Raw genomic sequence first — 22,358 nt, 5'->3', positions numbered from 1 at the left:
ATGATCATCGCCTGCTGTACGGACCTCGCAGGCAAGGTGAGGGGCAAGGCCTTTCCGGCCACGCAGTTCGAGAAGCGGACGCGGCGCGGTGTCGGCTGGACACCGACCAATGTGCAGATCACCTGCTTCGACGCGATCGCCGACAGCCCGTTCGGATCGCTGGGCGATCTCGTCATGATCCCCGATGAGGCCGCGCGCGTGCGCGTCGATCTCGGCGGCGACGCCGGCGTCGAGCATTTCGCGCTGAGTGATATCCGCCATCTCGACGGCAGGCCGTGGGAGCTCTGCACGCGTTCGATCCTGAAGGCCGCGCTCGACCGGCTGGAGCGTGTCGCCGGGCTCGGGCTGTTCGGGGCGTTCGAGCATGAATTCCAGTTCGCCGATCGCGGCGGCGTTGTCGGTTCCGCCTACACGATTGGTGGCTTCCGCACCGAGCGACGTTTCGCCGAGTCTCTCATCGGCGCCATGCGCGCGGCCGGTCTCGACCCCGACACCTTCATGAAGGAGTACGGCGCGGGGCAGTACGAGGTGACGATGGGGCCGGCGCGCGGCGTGGCGATCGCCGACCATTCCACCATTCTGCGGGAACTCGTGCAGGCCCTGTCGGAGCGCGAGGGCCGGCACGCGACCTTCACGCCGATCCGCGACCCGGCCGGGGTGGGCAACGGGGCCCATATCCATCTGAGCTTCCTCGACCATGCCGGCAAGCCGGCGACATGGGATCCAAAGGGCAAGCACGAGATGACCAGGACCGCCGGACAGTTCGTCGCCGGCATCCTCAAATATCTCGATTCGATCGTCGCGATCACCGCGCCGAGCGTGGTTTCCTATCTCAGGCTGACGCCGCATCGCTGGAGCGCTGCCTTCAACAATCTCGGGTTCCGCGACCGCGAGGCGTCAGTGCGCATCTGTCCCGTCTCGGACCTCAGCGACGTCGCCAAGGCGGCTCAGTTCAATTTCGAGTTCCGCGCGGCCGACTCAGCCGCGAGCCCGCATCTGCAACTGGCCGCGATCGTCAATGCCGGCGTGCAGGGCATCGAAGAAGGTCTCGAGGTCCCTGAAGCCACCGAGGAAGATCTGTCGCTGCTGGATGCCCCCGCACTTGCCGCGCGCGGCTATGTCCGGCTGCCGCAATCGCTCGGCCAGGCGCTGGAGCGCTTCCAGTCCAACCCGACCGTCGTCGGCTGGTTCCCCGAGGGTTTTGCCGACGTCTATGTCAAGCACAAGACGGGCGAGATCGCCTTCCTGGAGGGCAAGGAACAGCAGGAGGTCTGCGCTCTCTACGAAGCAACTTACTGATCGAGCGTCGCGGCGGGCTGTTCGTCCCGCCGATTCCTGCGACAGGCCATTCGATGGCGTTGCTGTCGGGCTCGAAGCCGACTGCGCGAAAACAGCGCGCCTTGAGGCCGATGCCGGGCTTCGGCACGGTCGAGCCGTGGTCGCCGCGGCGCCAGCGATCCTTCAACTCGAGCGTCCAATGGCTGTGAAAATCGGCCTGGTGGTCATGAAAGCGGTTTACTAGCTTCTTTTCGTGCGTCACGCTTGAGAAAGGGCCCTTGGTCGAATTAGGGAGGAAACGAGATGAGCAAGACGAGACGCGTCCTGATCGCGGGCGAATCCTGGACGGTCCATTCGATACACCAGAAAGGCTTCGACAGCTTCACCACCACCGAATATGCCGAGGGCGTTCGCTGGCTTAGATCGGCGCTGGAGGAGGGTGGCTGGGAGGTGACCTATCAGCCGGCCCACGTCGCGGCCCGCGATTTCCCCTTCGATGCGGCGGCCCTGTCGGCCTATGATTGCGTGATGTTGAGCGACATCGGCGCCAACACGCTGCTGCTGCATCCCGATACATTCGTCCGGTCCCGCCCCTTGCCGAACCGGCTGGAGGCCATCCGAGACTATGTGCTGGCGGGTGGCGGCTTCGTCATGGTCGGCGGCTATCTCACGTTCCAAGGCATCGAGGCCAAGGCACGCTATCGCGGCACCGCGGTGGAGGAGGTGCTGCCGGTCCATATCGAAGCCGGCGACGATCGCGCCGAGAAGCCACAAGGGATCACTCCGAAAGTGGCCGACGAGGCTCATCCGATCGTCGCCTCGATCGGTTCGGACTGGCCCGACCTTCTCGGCTACAACCGCTTCGCTGCGAAGGACCATGCGACCATTGTGGCGACAGTTGGCGATAACCCGCTGATCGTCGCCGGCCAGTTCGGAAAGGGGCGGTCAGTGGCCTTCGCTTCCGATTGCGGTCCGCATTGGGCGCCGCCGGCTTTTGTCGAATGGAAGGGTTATGCCCGGCTCTGGCAGCAGATCGTCGGCTGGGCGGCGGGAGCGTGACGCGGTCCAGGCCAGGAGCTGTGCGTCGTCCCGTCCGGGCGGCGCGGCCGTCAGCCCGCGTCGTAGCGGCGCGGGAAGGTCGAGATGGCGCGGGCGGCCGTCTCCACCCCTGAGGACAAGGCTGCGCGAAGATCGGCGCCCTCGACGAGGGCGGCCAGGAAGGCGGCGTTGAACGTATCGCCCGCGCCGACAGTGTCGATGACGCGGACCTCAGGCGCCTGCACGGCGAAGGTTTCCCCGCCGCGATAGGCGCGGGCGCCCTCCGGTCCCATCTTGAGCACGAGCGCCTGCGACTGTTTCAGCATGCCGGCGACCGCGGCGGCGGCAGGCTCATGTGCCTCGATGCCGGTGAAGCCTTTGACCTCTTCGGCGTTGAGCAAGGCGTAGTCGGCAAGGCCGAGCCATTGCGCCATCATGGTCCTGGTCTTGTCATCCCAGGACGAGGGCGGCCAGCCCGGATCGATGGCCGTGCGCCAGCCGAGGGCCGACAGTTCCCAGAGCAGACGGGCGGTGCCGGCGGCAATGTCGGGCATCAGGAAGCCGCCGGCGATCGTGGCGACGGCCCGGTCGTGCGGAGCAGCGGGCAGGGCCTTCAGCAGGTCGGCGATGCGCGCCGCCTGGAGGTGGCCTGGCGTCGTGAAGAAGACGCGGTCGCCACCCCGATGCACGATGCCGACGGTCACCGTCGTTTCACCGCCGTCGATGATCCATTTGCAGAAGCGCGGGTCGAACTGGCTGCGCAACCAGGCGCCGTTCGCGTCGTCGCCGGTCGACCCGATGAAGAGATGAGGGACGCCGATACCTGACAGAGCCAGCGCCATGTTTCCGGCGGAGCCGCCGGGCCTGGTCTCGCTGCGGTCGACCATGATTTCGGTCCCGACCGCCGGCCATCCGTCGATCTCGCCGAGCACGAGATCGACATTGGCGTTGCCGAAGAGGAGGATGGCGGGCGTGGTCACGGATTTTCCCTCGGCAGCGCTCTGGTCGTCAGGCGCGCGGGCGCGCGACGGGGGGAACGTAGTCTTCCAGCTCAGGCGCCGGGAAGCGGACCGTCCCGCCGATCTCGGCCGAGCGGTAGAGCCCCATCAGGATCTCCACCACGGCGAGGCCGTCATGGAAGGTCTCGAGCGGCGTCTCGCCCTTGCGGAAGCACTCGACCATATGACGGTTCTCGTCGGTGTAGCCGTAGACGCCCGCCTCGTCTTCCAGGACGGGCATCAGCCCCTGCTCGGCATTCTGCTTTTCGACGAGATCCTCCCCCTCGGCGCCGGTAACGGCGCGCGACATGAAGATTTTGAGCCCTGTGCCGAGGGAGTTGAATTCCATGGCATATTCCGGGCCAAGCAGCTCGAGCTGGATGCGCAGGCCGGCGCCGACATAGGCCCAGGAGGTCGTCGCTTCGATCATCAGTTCATTGCCGTCCTCGTCCTCCAGCGTGACAGTGCCGCGCGCGAAATCCTCGGAGGGCCGCCTGCGATAGTCGACTTCCGCGCCGAAGCGCTGCTTCAGTTGCTCGGCATAGGCCGGGCGCGTCCATTTCAATGTCGCGACGGTGCCGTTCACCTCCTTGACCTTCAGCGATCCGCGCGGCGCACCGGGTCGGGTGAGAAGATGGCGGGCCACCTCGACGCTGTGGCACATCATGTCGGACAGCACGCCGCCGCCTTGCTTGTCGCCCTGCCAGAACCAGGGCTCGTGCGGGCCCGAATGCTCCTCGGCGGCGCGCGCCAGATAGGGCCGCCCGGTGGTGGACGCCGCCCGCCGCCAGATGATCTCCTTGCCGCGCAGCACCGGCGTGCTGAACACCTGGTTCTCGAGATAGCCGTGATTCAGCCCGGCGTCTTCGGCGAGCCGCAGCATCTCACGGGCTTCTGCGACGGTACGCGCCAGCGGCTTTTCGCAGGCCACCGCGAAGACCTTGCTGCGGCCGGACTTCACCTCCTCATGGATCACGCGCATGGCGTCGAGGCGGGCATAGTTCGGCGCGAGAATCCAGATCGCGTCGACATCGTCGGCCCTCAGCAGCGATTCCAGGCTGTCATGGCTGCGGCACTCGCCGAGGCCAAGTTCAGCCACGGCCGCGGCGAAGCGAGCGCGGTTCTCCTCCTTGCGGCTATAGACTCCGGTCACGTCGACATTGCGCACGCCGACCAGCGACTTCAGATGGAAATGGGCGATGAAGCCGCTCCCCACGAAGCCGATGCGCAGGGTTTTCCTCTGGCCAGTGGTCATCTTCCAAACTCCTTGTGAAAACCATTATCCGTGGTGAGGCGCCGTGCTGCCCCTGATCTGCAATGTGACCGGCATCTCGACCGGCTCGGCCGGGCCCGGTTCCCCTGCCAGCATGCCCAGCAGTATCGTCATTGCCTGCCTTCCGATCTCGGTGCGCGGCTGGCTGATCGTGGTGAGCGGTGGGAAGAAAGCCGCGCTGAGATAGAGATCGTCGAAGCCAACGACGGAGACGTCGCCAGGCACGTCGCGCCCGAGCCGGCGCAGCTCGTGGATCGCGCCATAGGCCATTTCGTCGTTGGCCACGAAGATCGCGCTCGGCGGCTCGGGGAGCGAGAACAGGACGCGGCAGAGATCCTGCCCGGACCGAAGCAGATAGTCGCCGCGCTGCTCGTAGCCTTCCGCGATCGGCAATCCGGCCTCGGCCATTGCCTGCCGGTACCCGTCGCGCCGAAGCTTGGCCATGATTTCCGGGATCGGCCCGGCGATATGGGCGATGCGACGATGGCCGAGACCGACGAGGTGGCGGACGGCCTCCCGCGCCGCCGCGGCGTTGTCGATCTGGACATGCGGCAGGCCCGAGCCCTCGATGGCCTCGAGAGCGACGACGACGGGAGCGTCCGGCGCCGGATCATCCCTGATCTCCTGGGGCAGCTTGCCGGTCATCAGGATCATGCCGTCCGCGTGGCCGTCGCGCAGCATGTTGAAATATTCGGTCTCTCGGCCGGGATCGTTCTCGGTGTTGCCCATCAGAACCGAATAGCCGGCGGCGCGTGCTGTCGCCTCGACGCCTTTCAGGACATCCAGATAGAACGGATTGCCGACGTCGCGCACCACCATGAGCACGTTCATCGAGCGCCTCGTCCGCAGCCGGCGGGCACTGACATTAGGCCGATAGTGGAGCGCCTGCGCGGCATCGCGTATGCGGCTCAGCGTCGGCTCCGCCACCAGGCCGGAGCCCGAGAGCGCCCGGGACACGGTGGCAGGCGACACACCGAGCTGCTCCGCGATGTCGCGTATCTTCGGCCTGCCGCTCATGCGCGCAACGCCCGCCCGCGCCCGTAGAACAGCATGAGCACCAGGAGCGTGGCGCCGAACACCATCTGCCGCCCGGACTCGTCGATGTTCACCGTGGTGAGGATGCTCTGAAGAATGACCAGCAGCACCGCGCCCGCCATGGTTCCGGTGTAGCCGCCCTTGCCGCCGGCAAGCGGCGTGCCGCCGAACACGACGGCGATGATGGAGGGCAGCATGTATTGCTCGCCGACATTGGCGAAGGACGTTCCCGAATAGCCGAGCAGGCAGATCCCGGCGATCGCCGCGAACACGCCGGACAGCACGAAGAGCGCGATGCGCACGGTCCTGACCGGGACGCCCGCCATGAGGGCGGCCTGCTCGTTGGAGCCGATAGAATAGATACGGTGGCCGAAGACGGTGCGCTTGAGCAGCAAGGCCATGACGAGCCCGATCAGGATCCACAGCCAGATGATGCCAGGCAGGCCGAGCAGGAAGGGCTGGGTGACGAAACGCGACAAAGCGGGCGCGGCCTGGCCGGAAGGAATGCCCTGGCGCACGACGACCAGGAGGCCCTGGAGCACGCCGAGCATGCCGAGCGTCATCACCAGCGGCGGGATCCTGAGCAGCGTGACGCCGAGGCCGTTGATCAGGCCGAAGAGCGCGCCGACCGCCACGCAGCCGAGTATCGCGACCGGAATGCCGGCGTCGGTTCCGTTCATGAGGTTGCCGGCGACGATCGCCGAAAGCGAGACCACGCCGCCGACCGAAAGGTCGATGCCTTCCCGGCCGCCCAGGATCACGAGATTCTGGCCGGCTGCGACGATGCCGAGAAGGGCGGCCACGATGAGCAGGCGCAGGATCTGCTGGCCGGAGGCGAAGCCCGGCGACAGGGTTTCGCCGAGCAACAGCAAGGCGATGGTCAGCGCCAGCGCGACGACCAGCGGCTGTTTGGCGAAGTCGAGGACACCGCTCATCGGCGCGCCCTCCGCCCGACCATGATTCCGGCCATCAGGGCGACAAGGATGGCAAGGCCCTGCACGAGGTTCTGCCACTCCGACGGGGTACCGACGAAGAACACCAGCGAATTGATGAGGCCGATGATCAGCGCGCCGATCACCGAGCCGACCATGGTGCCGTAGCCGCCCGACAACGCACTGCCGCCCAGCACCACAGCCGCGACGCTGAACAGTGTCATCTTGCCGCCGACCAGCGGATCGCCGCTCGCCGTGTCGCCGGTCACGCAGAAGGCTGCAAGTGCCGCGAACAGGCCGCAAAGCGCGTAACCCTTGATGCGTATCGCCGTCACGGGGAGGCCGCTCTGGAACGCCGCCTGGCTGTCGTCGCCGACCGCCAGCAACTGGGTGGAGAGCCGCGTGCGGGCGGCAATGAAGAGCAGGATCGCCAGTGCGACCGCCACATAGAGAACGAAGGGGATTTCGAGCAGGCGGCCGCCATAGGTCCGCCAGAAGGCAGACGGGGCAGGCGTGCCGGCGACGGGCAGGACGTAGAGCGCAAGCCCGGTGAAGAAGATGCTCGTGGCGAAGGTGGCGACGATCGCCTGCAGCCGAAGGGCCGCGACCACGATGCCGTTGACGATGCCGCAGGCGAGCCCGGCCAGCAGGCCGACCGCCAGCGCCGCCAGGACCGCAGCGCCCCCGCCGCCCCACCGCTCCATCAGGACGACGATCACGACATTGACGAGCGAGACGATCGCGCCTGCCGAGAGATCGATGTCGCCGGCATAGACGACATAGGTTTGGGCGACGGCCAGCATCATCAGGGCCAGATAAGTGCTGACCAGGCCGGTCAGAGCGCGGAAGCTCAGGCTGTTGGGCGAGAAATAGCCGTTGAGCGCGAGCAGCGCGACGAGGATCAGCAGCGCCGGCACGAAGGGGAAGCGCTCGACGAGCCGCTTGAAGCCACTGGGTGCTGTGGTGGAGGGATGGGCAACCGACGTCATCAGGCGGCCTCGTAAGCAGCGTGATAGAGGTTGTAGCGGGTCCGATCCGTTCCCTTCAGCTCCCGCGTGATGGAGCCGCCGTTGAAGACCAGGATGCGATCGGAGTTGTTGAGCAGTTCCGCATCTTCCGACGAATAGAGCACGATCGCGACGCCTTCCTCGGCGAGCTTGCGGATCAGCGTGAAAAGATCGGATTTGGCGGCGAGGTCGATGCCCTTGGTCGGATCGTCGAGCAGCAGGATATCGGGCCGGTCGATAAGCCAGCGGGCGATAACCACCTTCTGCTGGTTGCCGCCCGAGAGCGAATTGATCGGGTGGGAAAGCCCGCCGAATTTGGTGTGCAGGGCTTCGAGCGCGGGGCGCGCCTTGGCCGCGAGCGCGCCGGGGCGGGCGAACAGGAGCCGGTTGCGGAGGTTGTGGATCGGCGTGACGTTCTCGAGGATCGGCCGGCCATGGATGACGCCGTCGCGCCCACGATCGCCGGAGACATAGGCGACGCCGCGCCGGATCGCCTCGCGAGGCGTCGCCGCGGAGAGCCGTTCGCCGTTCAGCACGATCTCACCGGAGGTTATCGGCCGGGCCCCGAAAATCGCGCGCAGCAGGGCGGACTGGCCCTGCCCATGCAAGCCGCCGAGGCCGAGGATCTCGCCGCGCGAAAGATCGAAGTCGACATCGGCAAAGCCGGGGCCGGTCAGCTTGCGGACCGACAGGACCCCATTGCCGCCGGCCGCGGCCACGGCCGGGGCGGCCGACGGCGGCGCGAGGTCGGCCTGTCCGCCGACCATCTGCCGTATCACGGAGGCCTGGTCGGTGTCGGAAATGCGCCAGGTTCCCACCGTCTCGCCCTCGCGGATGACGGTAACCCGGTCTCCGATGGCGAAGATCTCTTCCATGCGGTGCGAGATGAACACCATGGCGCGGCCGGTGGCTTTCAGATCGCGCAAGATGGCGAAGAAGCGCTCCACCTGGGCGCTGTCGAGCGCCGATGTCGGCTCGTCGAAGATGAGCACGGGCGCCTCGGTGGCGAGCGCCTTCATGATCTCGACGAGTTGCCGTTGATCGGCGCGCAATTCTCCCACCGGCGCCTCGGCCGAAAAACCGTCGCCGGTGACGCCCTCGAACAGCGCGATATAGCGCGCGGCCCGCGCCGAAAGCGACTTGCGGTCGACGAACAGGCCCGCCTTGATCGGCAGGTCCGGCAGGCAGATGTTTTCCTCGACCGTGCGATGCGCGGCGAGGCTGAGTTCCTGGTAGAAGATGCCGATGCCGAGCGCCTTGGCGCCGCGCGGCCCGGAGATGGCGACCGGCTTCCCGTCGAGCAGGATGTCGCCGCCGTCGGGCCGCACGCTGCCGGCGGCGATCTTGCAGAGCGTGCTCTTGCCGGAGCCGTTGGAGCCGATCAGCACATGCACTTCGCCGGCCGCAACCTCGAGGTCGCCACGGCGCAGGGCCAGCGTCGCGCCATAGGCCTTGCTGACGCCGCTGAGCTTCAATTTTGTCATGAAAGCCTCACCGTCGATACGGTTCGGGCGCCCAACGGCAATGTACCATTCGGCGCCCGAGCCTTGGGAGGAACTTACTTGAAGAGGGCTTCGGCTTCCGGAATGGAAAGCTGGCTGGTGTAGGAATAGTAGCCCGGCTTGCCTTCCAGCGCCTTCGCAGCCTCGGCGAGGTTCTTGCTGTCGATGAAGGGGATCGGCAGATAAAGCGCATTGCCGTACTGGCCTGCCGTGGCGGGCTCCTTCAGTTCCTTGCCCTGGAGCATCAGCACCGCGACGTTGAGGGCGCTCGCCATCACGCCGGGAGGATTGACCGAAGCGCCGGAATTCAACTTGTCCTTCGTCCACAGATCGATGAAGTCCTTGCGGATCTCGCCGGTCGCGGCGATGTCGCTGGCCTTGCCAGCATCGATGATCGACTTCCAGGCGCCGGCGGCCATGCCGTCCTGCACCCAGACGCCGTTGATGTCGGGGTAGGTGGCGAGCAGGTTCTGCATGGCCTGCTGTCCCTGCGCCTGATCCCAGTTGGCATTCACTTCGTTGACGACCTTGATGTCCGGATACTGGCTGAAGACCTCCTTGTAGCCGGCGACGCGCATCTCGTTGGCCGGATGGCCGGCGACGCCGTTGATCGCAACCACATTGCCCTTGCCGCCCAGCGTCTCGGCCAGCCATTTGGCGCCGGCCGCGCCCCAGGCCTTCTGGTCGATGCCGACGTAGGTGGCATCCGGCGAGGAGACTTCGGCGTCGGTCGAGATCACCAGGATACCGGCTTCCTTGGCTTGGGCGAAGACCGGGTCGAAGGCGGTCGGGCTGTTCGGATTGATGATGATCGCGTCGACGCCTTCGCTGATGAAGTTTCTGATATGGGCGATCTGACCGGGCACGTCGACATTGGCGCTCTGCACAACGACCTCGACCTTCTGCCCCTTGTCCCCCCATGCGGCGGCGGCAGCCTTGGCCTCATCGATCATCTGTGTACGCCATTCGGAGCCCACCCAGCCGTTCGACAGGCCGATCTTGAGGTCCTTTGCCTCGGCCGAGAACACTGAAACGGCGATTGCCGCCACGGTGGAAAGCGCGAGCGCGGTCAATTTTTTCATAAAAGAACCCTCCCTTTGGAATTGGATGAAATCGATTGTAAGCGAAAAATGAAATCGATTTCAAGGCAGGATTTTTACCCTTTCGGCGTTGTCCCTGGGGGATATGCGGCCATTCTCCCTTGAAGAGTTCGGGGCGATCCGGAAATACGGCGCCCGGGTGCCCCGGTTCGGCCGCCCGACGGCCGGCAGAATCCTCCCGGGAGCGTCGCTTGGCGAACTCGGCCTGGAATCGGGTCGGTCACATATCGTCGATCATCTGGACGGCAGAGGGCCGCGGAACACGCGAATCAGCATTCGAATGATTTTCGCAATCGCGCTCGTCGGCATTGATCGAAATTGGAACGATGGTAGAGATGGCGGCGGCGGATCGCGGCCGGGCAGCGGAGCATGGCGCGCCGCCCGTCAGGAGACGTCGCGCATGGGCGAACCCCAACCTTGAAAAAAACCGTTGTCCGATCGCGGCTTAGGACACATACTCCGACCCCGCGAAACTGATGCTTCGCCAATGAAAACGGGAGAGAAACATGAAAATTCAGTGCTTCGTGGCCGGTGTCGCCGCCAGTTTCACCTTGCTTTCGACTTCTTCCTCCTATGCCGTGACCGAGATCTCGTGGTGGCACGCGATGACCGGCGCCAACAACGAAGTCGTCGAAACGCTGTCCAAGGAGTTCAACGAGAGCCAGAGCGACTACAAGATCGTTCCGGTCTTCAAGGGCACCTATCCGGAAACGCTGAACGCCGGCATCGCCGCCTTCCGTGCCGGACAGGCGCCCGATATCATGCAGGTCTTCGACGCCGGGACGGGCGTCATGATGGCGGCTGAGCAGGCGATCAAGCCGGTGGCCGAGATCCTGTCCATGGGCGGGGGGACCTTCGACAAGAGCCAGTACCTGCCGGGTATCGTCTCCTACTATTCCAAGCCGGACGGCACCATGCTGTCGTTCCCCTATAACTCGTCCTCGCCGATCCTCTACTACAACAAGGACATCTTCCAGAAGGCCGGTCTCGACGTCGACAATCCGCCCAAGACCTGGCCCGAGGTCTGGGAGGCGGCGAAGAAGATCAAGACCAGCGGTGCGGCACCCTGCGGCTTCACCTCGACCTGGCTCACCTGGATCCATACCGAGAATTTCGCTGCCTGGAACAACCTTTCCTATGGCACGAACGAGAACGGCATCGCCGGCACCGATGTCGAGCTGAAGATCAATTCGCCAATCTTCGTGAAGCACTTCCAGGAACTGGCCGACCTCGCCAAGGACGGCACCTTCAAATATGGCGGACGCACCTCGGAGGCGAAGCAGGTCTTCCTCGCCGGCGAATGCGGTATCTTCACCGAATCGTCCGGCGGTCTCGGCGACATCGTCAAATCGGGCATGAACTATGGCACGGGCCAGCTGCCTTACGAGCCGGAAGCCGAGGGCGCGCCGCAAAACACGATCCCCGGCGGGGCGAGCCTGTGGGTCTTCGCCGGCAAGTCGGACGAGCAGTACAAGGGTGTCGCGGCCTTCTTCAATTTCCTGTCGCAGACCGCGGTCCAGGCGAAGCTGCACCAGGTGTCGGGCTACCTGCCGGTCACGCTGGCGGCCTATGAAGAGACCAAGAAGTCCGGCTTCTACGAGAAGAACCCGGCCCGCGAGATCCCGCTCAAGCAGATGATGGGCAAGCAGCCGACCGAGAACTCGAAGGGCGTGCGTGTGATCAATCTTCCGCAGGTGCGCGACATCCAGAACGAGGAGTTCGAGAAGATGCTGGCCGGACAGCAGACCGCGCAGCAGGCGCTCGACAACGCGGTCGCGCGCGGCAATGCGTCGATCAAGGAAGCGCTGGCGAACTGACGTCGTCCAGCCGGTTTCGTCCTTTGGCGATTGCGCGCCGGAACGAACGGAGCGCGGCTTAAGGCATGTCTCCCGAAAGTGGGTACCGGTTTCGGGATAAAGACATGCGTCAAATCAAAGACCTACAGCGTGTTGCGTGAAATCCGTTTTCACGCAACACGCTGTAGGAGTTTCCTCTCCCCTTCAAGGGGAGAGGAAAGGGTGGGAGGCTGACTTGAAGCTTCGCCCCTGCCTGCCGGCATCTTTTCCCGAGAAGGACGAGGGAGAAGACGCATCGCCGTAACCATCCGCCCCAGGAGCCAGCGTGTCGCCCCGTGTCGTTTTTCCCAACAAGGTGCTGCCATATCTGCTGCTCGCGCCGCAACTGGCCATTACCTTGATCTTCTTCTACTGGCCCGCCAGCCAGGCGCTCTACCAGTCGCTGCTGAAGGAGGACCCGTTCGGGCTGAGGAGCCGCTTCGTCTGGTTCGCCAATTTCTCGAAGGTGCTCTCCGACCCGAACTATCTCAACTCGGTCAACGTGACCGTGGTTTTTTCAGTCGCAACGGCGGCGGTCGCCATGACCGTGGCATTGCTGCTGGCCGTCATGGCCGATCGGGTGGTGCGGGGACGCGGCTTCTACCGCACCCTGATGATCTGGCCCTATGCCGTGGCCCCGGCGATCGCCGGCATGCTGTGGCTGTTCCTGTTCAATCCGTCGATCGGTTCGCTGGCCTATGGGCTGCGCTGGCTCGGCATCCGCTGGGACCCGCTTCTCGACGGCCCGCAGGCGATGATGCTGGTTGTGGCGGCCGCTGCCTGGAAGCAGATCAGCTACAACTTCCTCTTCTTCGTCGCCGGCCTGCAGGCGATCCCGAAGACGCTGATCGAGGCCGCGGCAATCGACGGGGCCGGGCCGACCAAGCGGTTCTGGACGATCGTATTTCCACTGCTTGCGCCGACCACCTTCTTCCTGCTCGTGGTCAACACCGTCTACGCCTTCTTCGACACTTTCGGCATCATCCATGCGGTGACCGGCGGCGGCCCCGGCAAGGCCACCGAGACGCTGGTCTACAAGGTCTACAATGACGGCTTCGTCAATCTGATCGTCGGCGATTCCGCGGCTCAGTCGGTGATCCTGATGGTCATCGTAATTGCGCTGACGGCCGTCCAGTTCCGCTATGTGGAAAGGAAGGTGCATTATGGCTGACGCGCGGCCGGCCGGCTCGCCGCTGGCGCGAGGCGGCACGATCGAAAATGCGCGCCGGGCCGGCCCGGCGGCGGCGCAGGGCGGCATGATCGAGAACGCCCCGGTCCGCACCGCGATCGCGCATCTGGTGCTGGTGCTCGGGCTGCTGATCGTCGCCTTTCCGATCTACTACACCTTCGTCGCCTCGACGCAGTCGCTGCAGACCATCCTGCGTCCGCCGCTGCCGCTCCTGCCCGGCGACCAGTTCGTGGAGAACTATTCGGCGGCTCTGTTCGGCGGCGTCGGCCGCATCGGCGGGGTGGGTGTGGGAACCCTGCTCTTCAACACGACGGTGGTCGCTTTCGCCATCGCTGTCGGCAAGATCGTGATCTCGATCCTGTCGGCCTATGCGATCGTTTTCTTCCGTTTCCCGTTCCGCATGACCTTTTTCTGGCTGATCTTCATCACGCTGATGCTGCCGGTGGAGGTGCGCATCGTGCCGACCTACAAGGTGATGGTCGATTTCGGCCTGATCGACACCTATACCGGTCTGACGCTGCCGCTGATGGCGTCGGCAACCGCGACGCTTCTGTTCCGCCAGTTCTTCCTGACCATTCCGGGAGAACTGGTCGAGGCGGCCCGGGTCGACGGGGCGGGGCCATTCCGGTTCTTCCGCGACATCCTGCTGCCGCTGTCGCGGACCAACATGGCGGCGCTGTTCGTCATCCTCTTCATCTATGGTTGGACCCAGTATCTGTGGCCGCTGATGGTCACCAACCGCAACGACATGAACACCATCGTCATCGCCTTGCGGAAGATGATCTCCTTCGCCGATGCCGACACCGAGTGGCACCTGGTGATGGTGACGTCGATGCTCGCCATCGTGCCCCCGATCCTGGTCGTGGTGCTGATGCAACGCTGGTTCGTGCGCGGCCTGGTCGAAACGGAGAAATGAGCGCGTGGCGACTGTCGAACTGAAGGACGTACGCAAGATCTATCACGGCGGCGTCGAGGCGGTGAAAGGCGTCTCGATCGCCATTCCCGACCGCGCGCTCTGCGTCCTGGTCGGCCCGTCGGGATGCGGGAAGTCGACGCTGCTGCGCATGATCGCGGGGCTGGAGTCGATTTCGGCCGGCGATGTGTCGATCGACGGCAAGGTGGTCAATTCGATCGGCCCGACCGAGCGCGACATCGCCATGGTGTTCCAGAACTATGCGCTCTACCCGCATATGAAGGTCTATGACAACATGGCCTATGGCCTGAGAAACCGGGGCACGCCGAAGGACGAGATCGACCGGCGGGTGCGTGACACCGCCAAGACGCTGGAACTGTCGCATCTGCTCGACCGCCGGCCGCGCGAACTGTCCGGCGGCCAGCGCCAGAGGGTCGCCATGGGCCGGGCAATCGTGCGCAATCCGAAGGTTTTCCTCTTCGACGAGCCGCTCTCCAACCTGGATGCCAAGCTGCGCGGACAGATGCGCGTCGAGATCAGGAACCTGCAGCGCTCGCTTGGCGTCACCAGCGTCTATGTCACCCATGATCAGCTGGAGGCGATGACGCTGGCCGACATGCTTGTCGTCATGAATGCCGGCGTCGTGGAGCAGATCGGGGCGCCGCTCGACGTCTATGAGAGGCCTGCCTCGACCTTCGTGGCGAGCTTCATCGGGGCGCCGCCGATGAACCTGATTCCGGTCGTGCGGCTCCAGCCTGGCGTGAATTCTCCCGGGTTTCCGGACGGCGCCGCGACGCTCGGTTTTCGTCCGGAAGATGTCGCTATGTCCAGCGGGCACAAGCCTGGCAGCTTGTCGCTTGAAGCAACGGTGGAAGGGATCGAGCCTGTCGGCGCCGAGAGTTTCCTCTATTGCACCACCATAGGCGAGCGGGTCGTCCTCAGGGTGCCCGGGCGCGCCGCGGCGCAGCCCGGGGACCGGCTGTTGACGACGGTCGACGCCGCGAAGCTCCATTGGTTCGACGGCAAGGGCAAGCGCCTTTGATTTCCTGCCGGAGGCGTCTTGGACGACGCCTCGCACGCTCGCCCCGAAGACGACAGCCACCGGGCGCTACATTGAGGTCGGGGCCGCCAGCAATCGTGTTGGCTTCCTCCTCTATCGCCTATGCCCCGATGCTCACCAAATCGGCATCACCAGCATTCCCGAATCCCCATGGACGAAAGTGCCTGCGCGAACTAGCGTCTCGTCGAAAGGGGCCTTCAGAGTGCACGCATCCTTTTGGATGGGCAAAGGACGATCTAATAATTTGAACCGACGCATCATACTTTCCGAAAATCGGTCTCGGTTTTCGGGCCGAAGCGATAACCGGAGCGGTGATGGAGAAGAGTCTCCTCAGATATACCTGGGTCCACAGCCGGGCGCTGCAGATCTGGATTTTCGCGGTCATCGTCGCTTCGATGCCGCTCTACTACTATTCGCTCGAACTGCCGAAGCAGATCATCAACGGTCCGATCCAGGGGCAGGGCTTCCAGTCCGCCGCCGATACCCAGACTTTCCTCAGGATCGTGCTGCCGTTCTCGGAGAGCCTGACGGGCAGTCCGGTCGTGGTCTTCGAGGGCTTCGAGATGACGCGCATGACGCTGCTCTATGCGCTGTGTTTCGTCTACACCGCGCTGCTCGTGCTCAACGGCTGGTTCAAGCTCTACATCAACACCTATAAGGGCAAGTCGGGCGAGCGTGTGCTGCGCCGCATGCGCTACGAGATGTTCGACCGCGTCCTGCGCTTCCCGGTTTGGCGCGCACGCCAGGTCAAGGCGTCGGAAGTGGCCGGGATCATCAAGGATGAAGTCGATCCTCTTTCCGAATTCATCGGTGATGCTTTCTCGGCCCCCTTGTTCCTTGCCGGCCAGGCGCTCACCGCACTCGTCTTCCTATTCGCGCAGAACACGCTGTTCGGCATCCTGACCGTCGCCGTTATCGGCCTGCAAGTGTGGATCATCCCCAGGCTGCGACGCCGTCTGCTCGAGCTCGGCAAGCAAAGGCAATTGACCGCGCGCGCCATGGCAGGGCGCATCGGCGAAGTCGTCCAGGGCATCGACGACATCCATCTCAACGACACGTCGAACCTGGCGCGTGCGGAAATGTCGGGCCGGCTGAGCAACATCTTCTTCATCCGGCTGGAGCTGTTCAAACGCAAGTTCTCGGTGAAGTTCCTCAACAACCTGCTGATGCAGATCCTGTCGGTGATCTATTACATCGTCGGCGGCTATTTCGTGATCTCGGGCCGGCTCGACATCGGCGCGCTTGTCGCCTCGATCTCCGCCTACAAGGATCTGCCGACGCCCGTGAAAGGCCTGATCGATTGGGACCAGCAGCGGCTCATGGCGCAGCAGCGCTACGCCAATGCGATCGAGGACTTCTCCCGCGATGACCTTCTCCCGGCCAAGGTGCAGGATCCCGCGGTGCCGGCCGGCCGCATCGCCGGCGGCTTCGAACTGCGCAACGTGGCCTTTCACGAAGAAGGCGTGTCGACCCGGCTGGAGAACGTCACGGCGCGGTTGGCGCTCGGCGAGACCGTGGCGATCGTCGCCGAGCCGCCGCAAAGCGCGACCGTCTTTCTCGAATTGTGCGTGCGTCTGCTGTCGCCGGTCAGCGGTCAAATCCTGCTTGACGGCAGCGAATTGAAGAACACGCCCGAGGCCGTCACCGGGCGCAGCATAGGCTATGCCGACAGCGGTGTGGTTCTGCCGGGCGGCACGATCGAGGACTGCCTGCTGGAAGTTCTGAAGAACCGGCCCGTGCCCGCGCAGCGGGTGCCTGGAGAGCGTACGGCGCGGGAGACCGCATGGCTTATCGAAGCCCGTGCTTCGGGCAATTCGGAGTTCGACGTCAACGACGACTGGATCGACCGGGCGCGGATCGGAACGCCGACCGACGCCGCATTGCTCGAGCACATCCAGCACGTGGCTCGCACGGCCGGGCTGCAGGGCGACATCCTCGAGATCGGCCTGAACAGCCGCATCCGCGCCGAGGACGTCGAGCGGATCGCCGCGGTCATCGGCAGAGCTCGGACCTTGCTGCGCGACAAGCTGGACGCGGCCGGCCTGGCCGGCCTGGTCGAGCAGTTCCACGTCGCGCGCTACAATTCACAGGCATCGGTGGCGGAGAACATCCTGTTCGGTATGCCCGTCGACCCGACCTTTGCGCCGCAGGCCTTGCCCGGCAACGCCATGGTTCGCGATCTCCTGCGGGAAGAAGGCCTGCAGGAGCCGCTTGTTTCGCTCGGCCTCGAGATCGCGCGAACCTTCACGGACATGTTCGCCGACCTGTCGTCCGCCAGCCCGCTCTTTGACCAGGCAGCCGGCATGACGCCGGAGCGCATCGCGATGCTGGCGCAGGTCGTGACCCGGGTGGATACTTCGGGCCTTGCAGGCGCCGGAAAGGCCGATTTAGACGAGTTGATGGCGCTCTCCATGGCCTATGTCGAGCCGAGCTATCGCTTCGGCCTGTTGGACGAGGCCCTCAAGGCCAAGGTCCTGTCCGCGCGCGGACGACTGCACGATGAGCTGTCGAGATCGGCCGAGCCCAAAGTCGTCTTCAACGACTACGACACTTACAATCCGTCTCTGACGATCGCCGACAACATCCTGTTCGGCCGGATCGAAACCAACCTGGTCGGCGGCCGCACCCGCATCATCGCCGCCGTCACCGAGGTCCTGGCCGAGCTCGGCCTGTCGGATGCCGCGTTCCGGGCCGGCCTCGCCTTCGACGTCGGCACGGGCGGCCGGGCGCTGTCGGAGGCGCAACGCCAGAAGCTTCGCCTCGCGCGGGCATTGATGAAGAAACCCGACTTTCTGGTCCTCAACCGGGCTTGCGCGGCGTTGCCGCCGCGTGAACAGCGTGTGATCCTGGAAGCTGTCCTGGCCGACGCCAGGGAACGCGCGGACAGCCGCCCGGGCATCATCTGCGCGCCGGCCGACCGGGGCGACGTGATGCTCTTCGACCGTGTGGTGTTCCTTCAGCATGGCCGCGTCGTCGAGGAGGGTTCGCCCAAGGTCCTTCTGGAAACTCGCCGGGAATTCGCTAAGTTAGTAGAAGGCTGATGGTCTTACGGGGCTGACATGACATCGCTCAATGAAGAGGTGATCCTGCTGCGCAGTGTGCCGTTCTTTTCCTCCATGGAGGACGGGAAGCTCAAGCTGCTTGCCTATACGTCCGAGAAGCAGGGCTTCGAGGATGGCGAGGTGGTCTTCCGGCAGGGGTCGGCCAGTGGTGATGCCTACTTCATCCTGAGGGGCGAAGTCGATGTCGTCACCGAGACAAACGGCCATGAGAGGGTCGTGGCCCATCTGCCGCAGCATTCGCTGTTCGGCGAGATCGCGATCTTTTGCGAGGTGCCGCGCACCGCAACGGTGCGCGCCAGCGGAAACCTGCTTACGCTGCGCATCCGCAAGGACCGGTTTCTCGAACTGATCTCGGAGTCCCCGGGCGCTGCCCTGCAGATCATGCGCGTTCTCGCGCAGAGGCTCGCCAACACGACCAGCGACCTGACGGCCGCGCTCGAGGCGCGCAACAGTCACTGATACCAATGGCACTCTACGGCATGCACACATCTCTGCAGTCGATCAATCCTTGATGACCACCGTTGACACCGGCGCCGCCACAGTGAATTTTTGACGCCTGCTTTCAACGTGATGAACTACGCCCGCCGGCTCCGCTGCCGAGGATGCACCTATCCGCAGAACGAGGCGGGCCGTCCCGGCAGGCGGTCCTCTCCGATCCTTTCACGCGATGTCGGTAGCCAGGCGAGGGCGGCGCAAACGCTGCAAGCATTGCCCCGTCATCCCGCCTTCGACGGCATGCCGAAATAACAGGCCCGTCCTGTTAATTTCCAGTTTTCTACAGGACGCCGGCCGTCCGGGCTCGGTTGTCGCCGGCCGAAAAACAGGAGCCGGGCAGCTACGCGTCAGACCAATGGCAGTGGATGCGCATATGTCGGTTTGCACTGAGAGGCGCGACGTGGAGGTCCCCCTCTCCACGTTTTTCACGGGGGGTGCGAAGGACGGGCGAGACCCGTGGCGCGCCCCGCAACCGGTAAGGGTGAGCGGCCTTCTTGGGCCTCTGGGCGGCGCCCTTCATCTGCCTGCCGAGACGCCTCGCCTCGTTCTGTTGAGATAGGTGCAACCCATAGCTGGCACTGGATGTTGAACACATCCAGGCCCGGTGGATGCTGCGCATCCACCTTACCTCAATCGCCGGCGCGGCCCTCCGGTCCCCCAGGCTTCCGGGGCAGCGGGCGTGGGCGGCGCGGTCGCGGGCTCCAACGATTTCGTCGACCGTTGGTGTGATTACGCGTCCGGGCCGTTCGGCTCTCGCGCCAACAGGCGCGGCACGCAGGCACGCTCCGACGGTCAATCTCATCGACCGTTGCTTTACATGCCGTGCGCTGATGTGAGCACGACATAGACCATCACCGCATAGGTGATCTGGTGCAGAAGCTGGTCGGCGCCGTGCGCCGCCCAGAACGGGGCCGAGGTGATGTCGGCCGGCCGGTTCCTCGACCATGCCGCCTTGCCGAAGTCGATGAGGTAATGCACCACCGCCTCGGCGATGAGAAGCACCGCCATCATTGCCGCAGGCACGCCGGCGAGGATGAGCACGATGAGCGAACCGACGGCGTGAACACCGACATGGCAATAGCCGCCAGGCTTGCGGAAGCTCGCCTTGCCGGCAAGCATCCACCGGGTCTGCAGCAGATAGTCCGCCACGAAATGCTTGGTCTGGAGCCCGACAAGAAGAAGGAGCAGATAGGTCGCCATGCCGCATCATATTCGTTTTCGCCGCGCGCGAAACAGCCTTGAGGCCTTCCGGGTTCGGGCTTGGATCGGGCTCGGTCTGTCGGCTACCGCTTTTGCCTGGAGTGCAGCCGCGTTCCGCGGGGTTCACCGCAGTCCGACCGCCATGGCGAGGTGGCAGCCACCGCCACGAAGGTGTAATCTCCGGTCTCTATCGCCCGACGCGGAGAGACGATGCGATGAGCGAAGCCAGCGATCTTTTCCCCATTCTGCGACAATTCGCGGACGAGAAGGCGGTAGCGGCGATCGAGCGGCTGGTTGCGGGCGAGCCGGACTACAGGCTGTGCCGGGTCAATGTGCTGGCTTTCGCGGCCGAGCACGGTCTCGACGAGGATACCGCCATCGCGGCGTTCCTCCATGCTGCACGGATCGGTCTGTTCGATATCTCGTGGAACGTGCTCTGCCCCGGCTGTGGTGGCGTCCTGGACACCAACGCGACGCTGAAGACGATCCGCAAGGACGAATATGTGTGTGCGCTTTGCGCCGCGGGATATGAACCGACGCTCGACGAAATGGTCGAGGTCACCTTCACGGTCAGCCCGCGGGTGCGCCGGATCGCCGCGCATTCCCCGCACGAGCTGCCGCCGGCGGAGTATTTCCGGCAGATCTATTGGGGGTCGGGGGTGGACCTGCCCGAAGAGGGGTTCGAGTCGCTGGTCGAGGACTTCATCATCGAGACCGTCGAGCTTCCTCCAGGGGAAAAGGCTATCCTGTCCATCCAACTGCCGCCGGAATTCGTGATCGTCTTCGAACCCGTCACGCATTCCGTGCAGTTCCTCGACGTGAAGGGCGAGCCGACGCGCGACCGGCAGAGCCTGATCGTGATCATCGACCGCGAGCATACCCATAGCCAGACATTGGAGATGCATCCCGGGCCGATCCGGATAACCTTCGAGAACAAGATCGACACGCGGACCCTGCCTTCGGTCTGTATCGCCGGGGACGTGCTTCACCAGATGCTGGCGAAGCGTCGGCCATTTCTTACGGCAAAGCGCCTGCTTACCAACCAGACCTTCCGCGATCTCTATCGGACCGACACGCTCGATGTGGACCAGCGGCTGAAGATCACCAGCCTCACTTTCCTGTTCACCGATCTTCGCGGCTCGACCGAGCTCTACGACCGGGTCGGAGACCTGGCCGCCTTCGATCTCGTTCGCGCCCATTTCCGTGTGCTCAACGAGATTGTCGCGGCCGAGGCGGGCGCCGTTGTCAAGACCATCGGCGACGCGGTCATGGCGACTTTCCCCACGCCGGACAGGGCGGTGGCGGCAGCCTTGCGCATGCGTGAGGCAATGCGTGAACTCAACGAAGCGCGCGGCCGCGAGGACCTGCTCCTGAAGATCGGCATCCACGAAGGACCCTGCATCGCCGTGTCCATGAACGAGCGGCAGGACTATTTCGGCCAGACCGTCAACATCGCCTCGCGCGTCCAGGGATTGGCCAATTCGCAGTCGATCTACGCGACCGACGCGGTGGTCGGCGACGCTCGCGCCGTGCAGGTGCTCGAGGCGGCGAGGGTGTCGCCCGTCTCGAAGGGCGCGATGCTGCGTGGGATCGCCAACGAGGTGGCTCTTTACGTCATTCCGTGACGGCCCGAGCGAGGGCGCTCGATCAAGGCTTCGGGATTGCCCCACCCCCAGGTGACTGCCCTTTATGCGAGATGGCAGCCCGGCTTGCGCTTCAGCGCCAGATATTCGTCGATGATCTGGCGGTAGCGGGTGCGGCCGAAACTCGGGAAATGGCCGCCATGGACGACGTCGACGTCCAGTTCGCGCAGACGCTCGAGCGTGGCCATGTAGTCGTCGACCTGCGAATGATACGCGTCGTCGATGAGCGGCCCGTCATAGACGATGTCGCCGGAGAGCAATGTGCGGGTGCTCTTTTCATAGAGCGCGATTCCGCCCGGCGAGTGGCCCGGAGTATGGACGACCTCGAAGGCGCGGTCGCCGAGATCGATGATGGCGCCATGTTCGAGTATCCGTCCGGCCGGGGCAGGTTCGATATGGTAGTGCGCTGCGTCCCATCGCTCAGGCAAGGCGTCGAACATGTCGTCGGTCGCATAGCGGTCGGCTAGCGTCCATTCGTTCCGCGGGTCGGCGAGGATGGCGGCTTCGGCGGCATGCACGCAGCGATCGGGGAATTCATGATGGCAGCCGATATGGTCGAAATGCGTATGGCTGGCCACGCAGACGACCTTCCGTTCGGTGACGAGGGGGACGTGTGCCGCGAGGCTGACATGGCCGAGCCCGCTGTCGAAGAGCAGGTCCCGGTCGCGGCCGCGCACATGCCAGATGTTGCAGCGATAGAAGGGTTTTATCCATGGCTCGTGGATCAGCGTAACCCCGTCGGCCATGCGGATGGTCTCGTACCAGGACGCGTCTTCGACGACGCACGGTCGGCTCATG

The 22,358-nt window shown here is 64.6% G+C and carries 18 protein-coding genes; 9 read left to right on the top strand and 9 right to left on the bottom strand.

The genetic code is table 11. From position 1 onward, the window contains the following. Both JN302_RS29970 and JN302_RS29965 read left to right on the top strand, forming a co-directional pair. Nucleotides 1-1,299: a glutamine synthetase family protein gene (locus JN302_RS29970; protein ID WP_202334493.1), complete on the top strand. Its 1,299-nt coding sequence runs from the start codon at nucleotides 1-3 to the stop codon at nucleotides 1,297-1,299. Between the two features lie 282 nt (nucleotides 1,300-1,581). Beyond that, a complete protein-coding gene (locus tag JN302_RS29965; RefSeq protein WP_202330117.1) occupies nucleotides 1,582-2,337 on the top strand; it encodes a glutamine amidotransferase in 756 nt (251 codons plus the stop codon). A 50-nt stretch (nucleotides 2,338-2,387) separates the two neighbouring features. Here JN302_RS29965 and JN302_RS29960 read toward each other — a convergent pair whose 3' ends face one another. From JN302_RS29960 to JN302_RS29930, 7 genes are all read right to left on the bottom strand, one after another. Continuing rightward, nucleotides 2,388-3,296 (bottom strand): carbohydrate kinase family protein, encoded by a 909-nt coding sequence (locus JN302_RS29960; protein ID WP_202330116.1) that lies wholly within the window; start codon nucleotides 3,294-3,296, stop codon nucleotides 2,388-2,390. A 28-nt stretch (nucleotides 3,297-3,324) separates the two neighbouring features. Beyond that, complete coding sequence (locus tag JN302_RS29955; protein ID WP_202307925.1) at nucleotides 3,325-4,569, bottom strand: Gfo/Idh/MocA family protein; 1,245 nt, start codon at nucleotides 4,567-4,569, stop codon at nucleotides 3,325-3,327. A gap of 24 nt (nucleotides 4,570-4,593) precedes the next feature. Beyond that, a complete protein-coding gene (locus tag JN302_RS29950) occupies nucleotides 4,594-5,604 on the bottom strand; it encodes a LacI family DNA-binding transcriptional regulator (protein WP_202330115.1) in 1,011 nt (336 codons plus the stop codon). After that, a complete protein-coding gene (locus tag JN302_RS29945; RefSeq protein WP_202330114.1) occupies nucleotides 5,601-6,557 on the bottom strand; it encodes an ABC transporter permease in 957 nt (318 codons plus the stop codon). The genes JN302_RS29950 and JN302_RS29945 overlap by 4 nt, the downstream gene beginning before the upstream one ends. Beyond that, nucleotides 6,554-7,543, bottom strand: coding sequence for an ABC transporter permease (locus JN302_RS29940; protein WP_202330113.1), 990 nt, complete (start codon nucleotides 7,541-7,543; stop codon nucleotides 6,554-6,556). The genes JN302_RS29945 and JN302_RS29940 overlap by 4 nt, the downstream gene beginning before the upstream one ends. Next, nucleotides 7,543-9,045 carry a sugar ABC transporter ATP-binding protein gene (locus JN302_RS29935; protein WP_202330112.1) on the bottom strand — a complete coding sequence of 501 codons (1,503 nt, stop codon included), beginning with the start codon at nucleotides 9,043-9,045 and terminating at the stop codon, nucleotides 7,543-7,545. Before JN302_RS29935 ends, JN302_RS29940 begins: the two co-directional genes overlap by 1 nt. A 74-nt stretch (nucleotides 9,046-9,119) precedes the next feature. Beyond that, the gene (locus JN302_RS29930; RefSeq protein ID WP_202330111.1) at nucleotides 9,120-10,145 is read right to left on the bottom strand and encodes an ABC transporter substrate-binding protein; all 1,026 of its coding nucleotides are present in this window, start codon (nucleotides 10,143-10,145) and stop codon (nucleotides 9,120-9,122) included. Nucleotides 10,146-10,669: 524 nt separating this feature from the next. Between JN302_RS29930 and ugpB the strand changes: the two genes are divergently transcribed. From ugpB to JN302_RS29900, 6 genes are all read left to right on the top strand, one after another. Further along, nucleotides 10,670-11,980, top strand: coding sequence for a sn-glycerol-3-phosphate ABC transporter substrate-binding protein UgpB (gene ugpB / locus JN302_RS29925; RefSeq protein ID WP_202307919.1), 1,311 nt, complete (start codon nucleotides 10,670-10,672; stop codon nucleotides 11,978-11,980). A gap of 304 nt (nucleotides 11,981-12,284) precedes the next feature. After that, nucleotides 12,285-13,169: a sn-glycerol-3-phosphate ABC transporter permease UgpA gene (gene ugpA, locus JN302_RS29920; RefSeq protein ID WP_202307918.1), complete on the top strand. Its 885-nt coding sequence runs from the start codon at nucleotides 12,285-12,287 to the stop codon at nucleotides 13,167-13,169. Between the two features lie 85 nt (nucleotides 13,170-13,254). Continuing rightward, nucleotides 13,255-14,103, top strand: a complete 849-nt coding sequence (gene ugpE, locus JN302_RS29915; RefSeq protein ID WP_202315134.1) for a sn-glycerol-3-phosphate ABC transporter permease UgpE — start codon at nucleotides 13,255-13,257, stop codon at nucleotides 14,101-14,103. Between the two features lie 4 nt (nucleotides 14,104-14,107). After that, complete coding sequence (ugpC, locus tag JN302_RS29910) at nucleotides 14,108-15,142, top strand: sn-glycerol-3-phosphate ABC transporter ATP-binding protein UgpC (RefSeq protein WP_202307916.1); 1,035 nt, start codon at nucleotides 14,108-14,110, stop codon at nucleotides 15,140-15,142. Between the two features lie 332 nt (nucleotides 15,143-15,474). Beyond that, a complete protein-coding gene (locus tag JN302_RS29905) occupies nucleotides 15,475-18,201 on the top strand; it encodes an ATP-binding cassette domain-containing protein (protein ID WP_202307914.1) in 2,727 nt (908 codons plus the stop codon). Nucleotides 18,202-18,219: 18 nt separating this feature from the next. Continuing rightward, a complete protein-coding gene (locus JN302_RS29900) occupies nucleotides 18,220-18,681 on the top strand; it encodes a cyclic nucleotide-binding domain-containing protein (RefSeq protein ID WP_202307912.1) in 462 nt (153 codons plus the stop codon). Between the two features lie 849 nt (nucleotides 18,682-19,530). On the opposite strand, the gene JN302_RS29895 is transcribed toward JN302_RS29900, so the two are convergent. Next, a complete protein-coding gene (locus tag JN302_RS29895; RefSeq protein WP_202307910.1) occupies nucleotides 19,531-19,917 on the bottom strand; it encodes a DUF3307 domain-containing protein in 387 nt (128 codons plus the stop codon). Between the two features lie 215 nt (nucleotides 19,918-20,132). Here JN302_RS29895 and JN302_RS29890 point away from each other — a divergent pair, with 215 nt between their 5' ends. Continuing rightward, complete coding sequence (locus tag JN302_RS29890; protein ID WP_202330110.1) at nucleotides 20,133-21,542, top strand: adenylate/guanylate cyclase domain-containing protein; 1,410 nt, start codon at nucleotides 20,133-20,135, stop codon at nucleotides 21,540-21,542. Nucleotides 21,543-21,604: 62 nt separating this feature from the next. Here JN302_RS29890 and JN302_RS29885 read toward each other — a convergent pair whose 3' ends face one another. Next, nucleotides 21,605-22,357, bottom strand: a complete 753-nt coding sequence (locus JN302_RS29885; protein WP_202330109.1) for an MBL fold metallo-hydrolase — start codon at nucleotides 22,355-22,357, stop codon at nucleotides 21,605-21,607. Nucleotide 22,358 lies beyond the last annotated feature (1 nt).

This window comes from Mesorhizobium sp. L-8-3 (genome assembly GCF_016756615.1).
GTDB lineage: Bacteria > Pseudomonadota > Alphaproteobacteria > Rhizobiales > Rhizobiaceae.
The sequence above is the reverse complement of the archived record's forward strand: the minus strand, read 5'-3'. Positions and strand labels throughout refer to the sequence as shown.

Coding starts and splice junctions, on each gene's coding strand:
- JN302_RS29945 (WP_202330114.1), bottom strand. CDS start 6,557: ATGAGCGGTGTCCTCGACTTCGCCAAACAGCCGCTGGTCGTCGCGCTG.
- JN302_RS29955 (WP_202307925.1), bottom strand. CDS start 4,569: ATGACCACTGGCCAGAGGAAAACCCTGCGCATCGGCTTCGTGGGGAGC.
- JN302_RS29950 (WP_202330115.1), bottom strand. CDS start 5,604: ATGAGCGGCAGGCCGAAGATACGCGACATCGCGGAGCAGCTCGGTGTG.
- JN302_RS29900 (WP_202307912.1), top strand. CDS start 18,220: ATGACATCGCTCAATGAAGAGGTGATCCTGCTGCGCAGTGTGCCGTTC.
- JN302_RS29890 (WP_202330110.1), top strand. CDS start 20,133: ATGAGCGAAGCCAGCGATCTTTTCCCCATTCTGCGACAATTCGCGGAC.
- JN302_RS29965 (WP_202330117.1), top strand. CDS start 1,582: ATGAGCAAGACGAGACGCGTCCTGATCGCGGGCGAATCCTGGACGGTC.
- JN302_RS29885 (WP_202330109.1), bottom strand. CDS start 22,357: ATGAGCCGACCGTGCGTCGTCGAAGACGCGTCCTGGTACGAGACCATC.
- JN302_RS29940 (WP_202330113.1), bottom strand. CDS start 7,543: ATGACGTCGGTTGCCCATCCCTCCACCACAGCACCCAGTGGCTTCAAG.
- JN302_RS29935 (WP_202330112.1), bottom strand. CDS start 9,045: ATGACAAAATTGAAGCTCAGCGGCGTCAGCAAGGCCTATGGCGCGACG.
- JN302_RS29895 (WP_202307910.1), bottom strand. CDS start 19,917: ATGGCGACCTATCTGCTCCTTCTTCTTGTCGGGCTCCAGACCAAGCAT.
- JN302_RS29970 (WP_202334493.1), top strand. CDS start 1: ATGATCATCGCCTGCTGTACGGACCTCGCAGGCAAGGTGAGGGGCAAG.
- ugpB (WP_202307919.1), top strand. CDS start 10,670: ATGAAAATTCAGTGCTTCGTGGCCGGTGTCGCCGCCAGTTTCACCTTG.
- ugpE (WP_202315134.1), top strand. CDS start 13,255: ATGATCGAGAACGCCCCGGTCCGCACCGCGATCGCGCATCTGGTGCTG.
- JN302_RS29930 (WP_202330111.1), bottom strand. CDS start 10,145: ATGAAAAAATTGACCGCGCTCGCGCTTTCCACCGTGGCGGCAATCGCC.
- JN302_RS29905 (WP_202307914.1), top strand. CDS start 15,475: ATGGAGAAGAGTCTCCTCAGATATACCTGGGTCCACAGCCGGGCGCTG.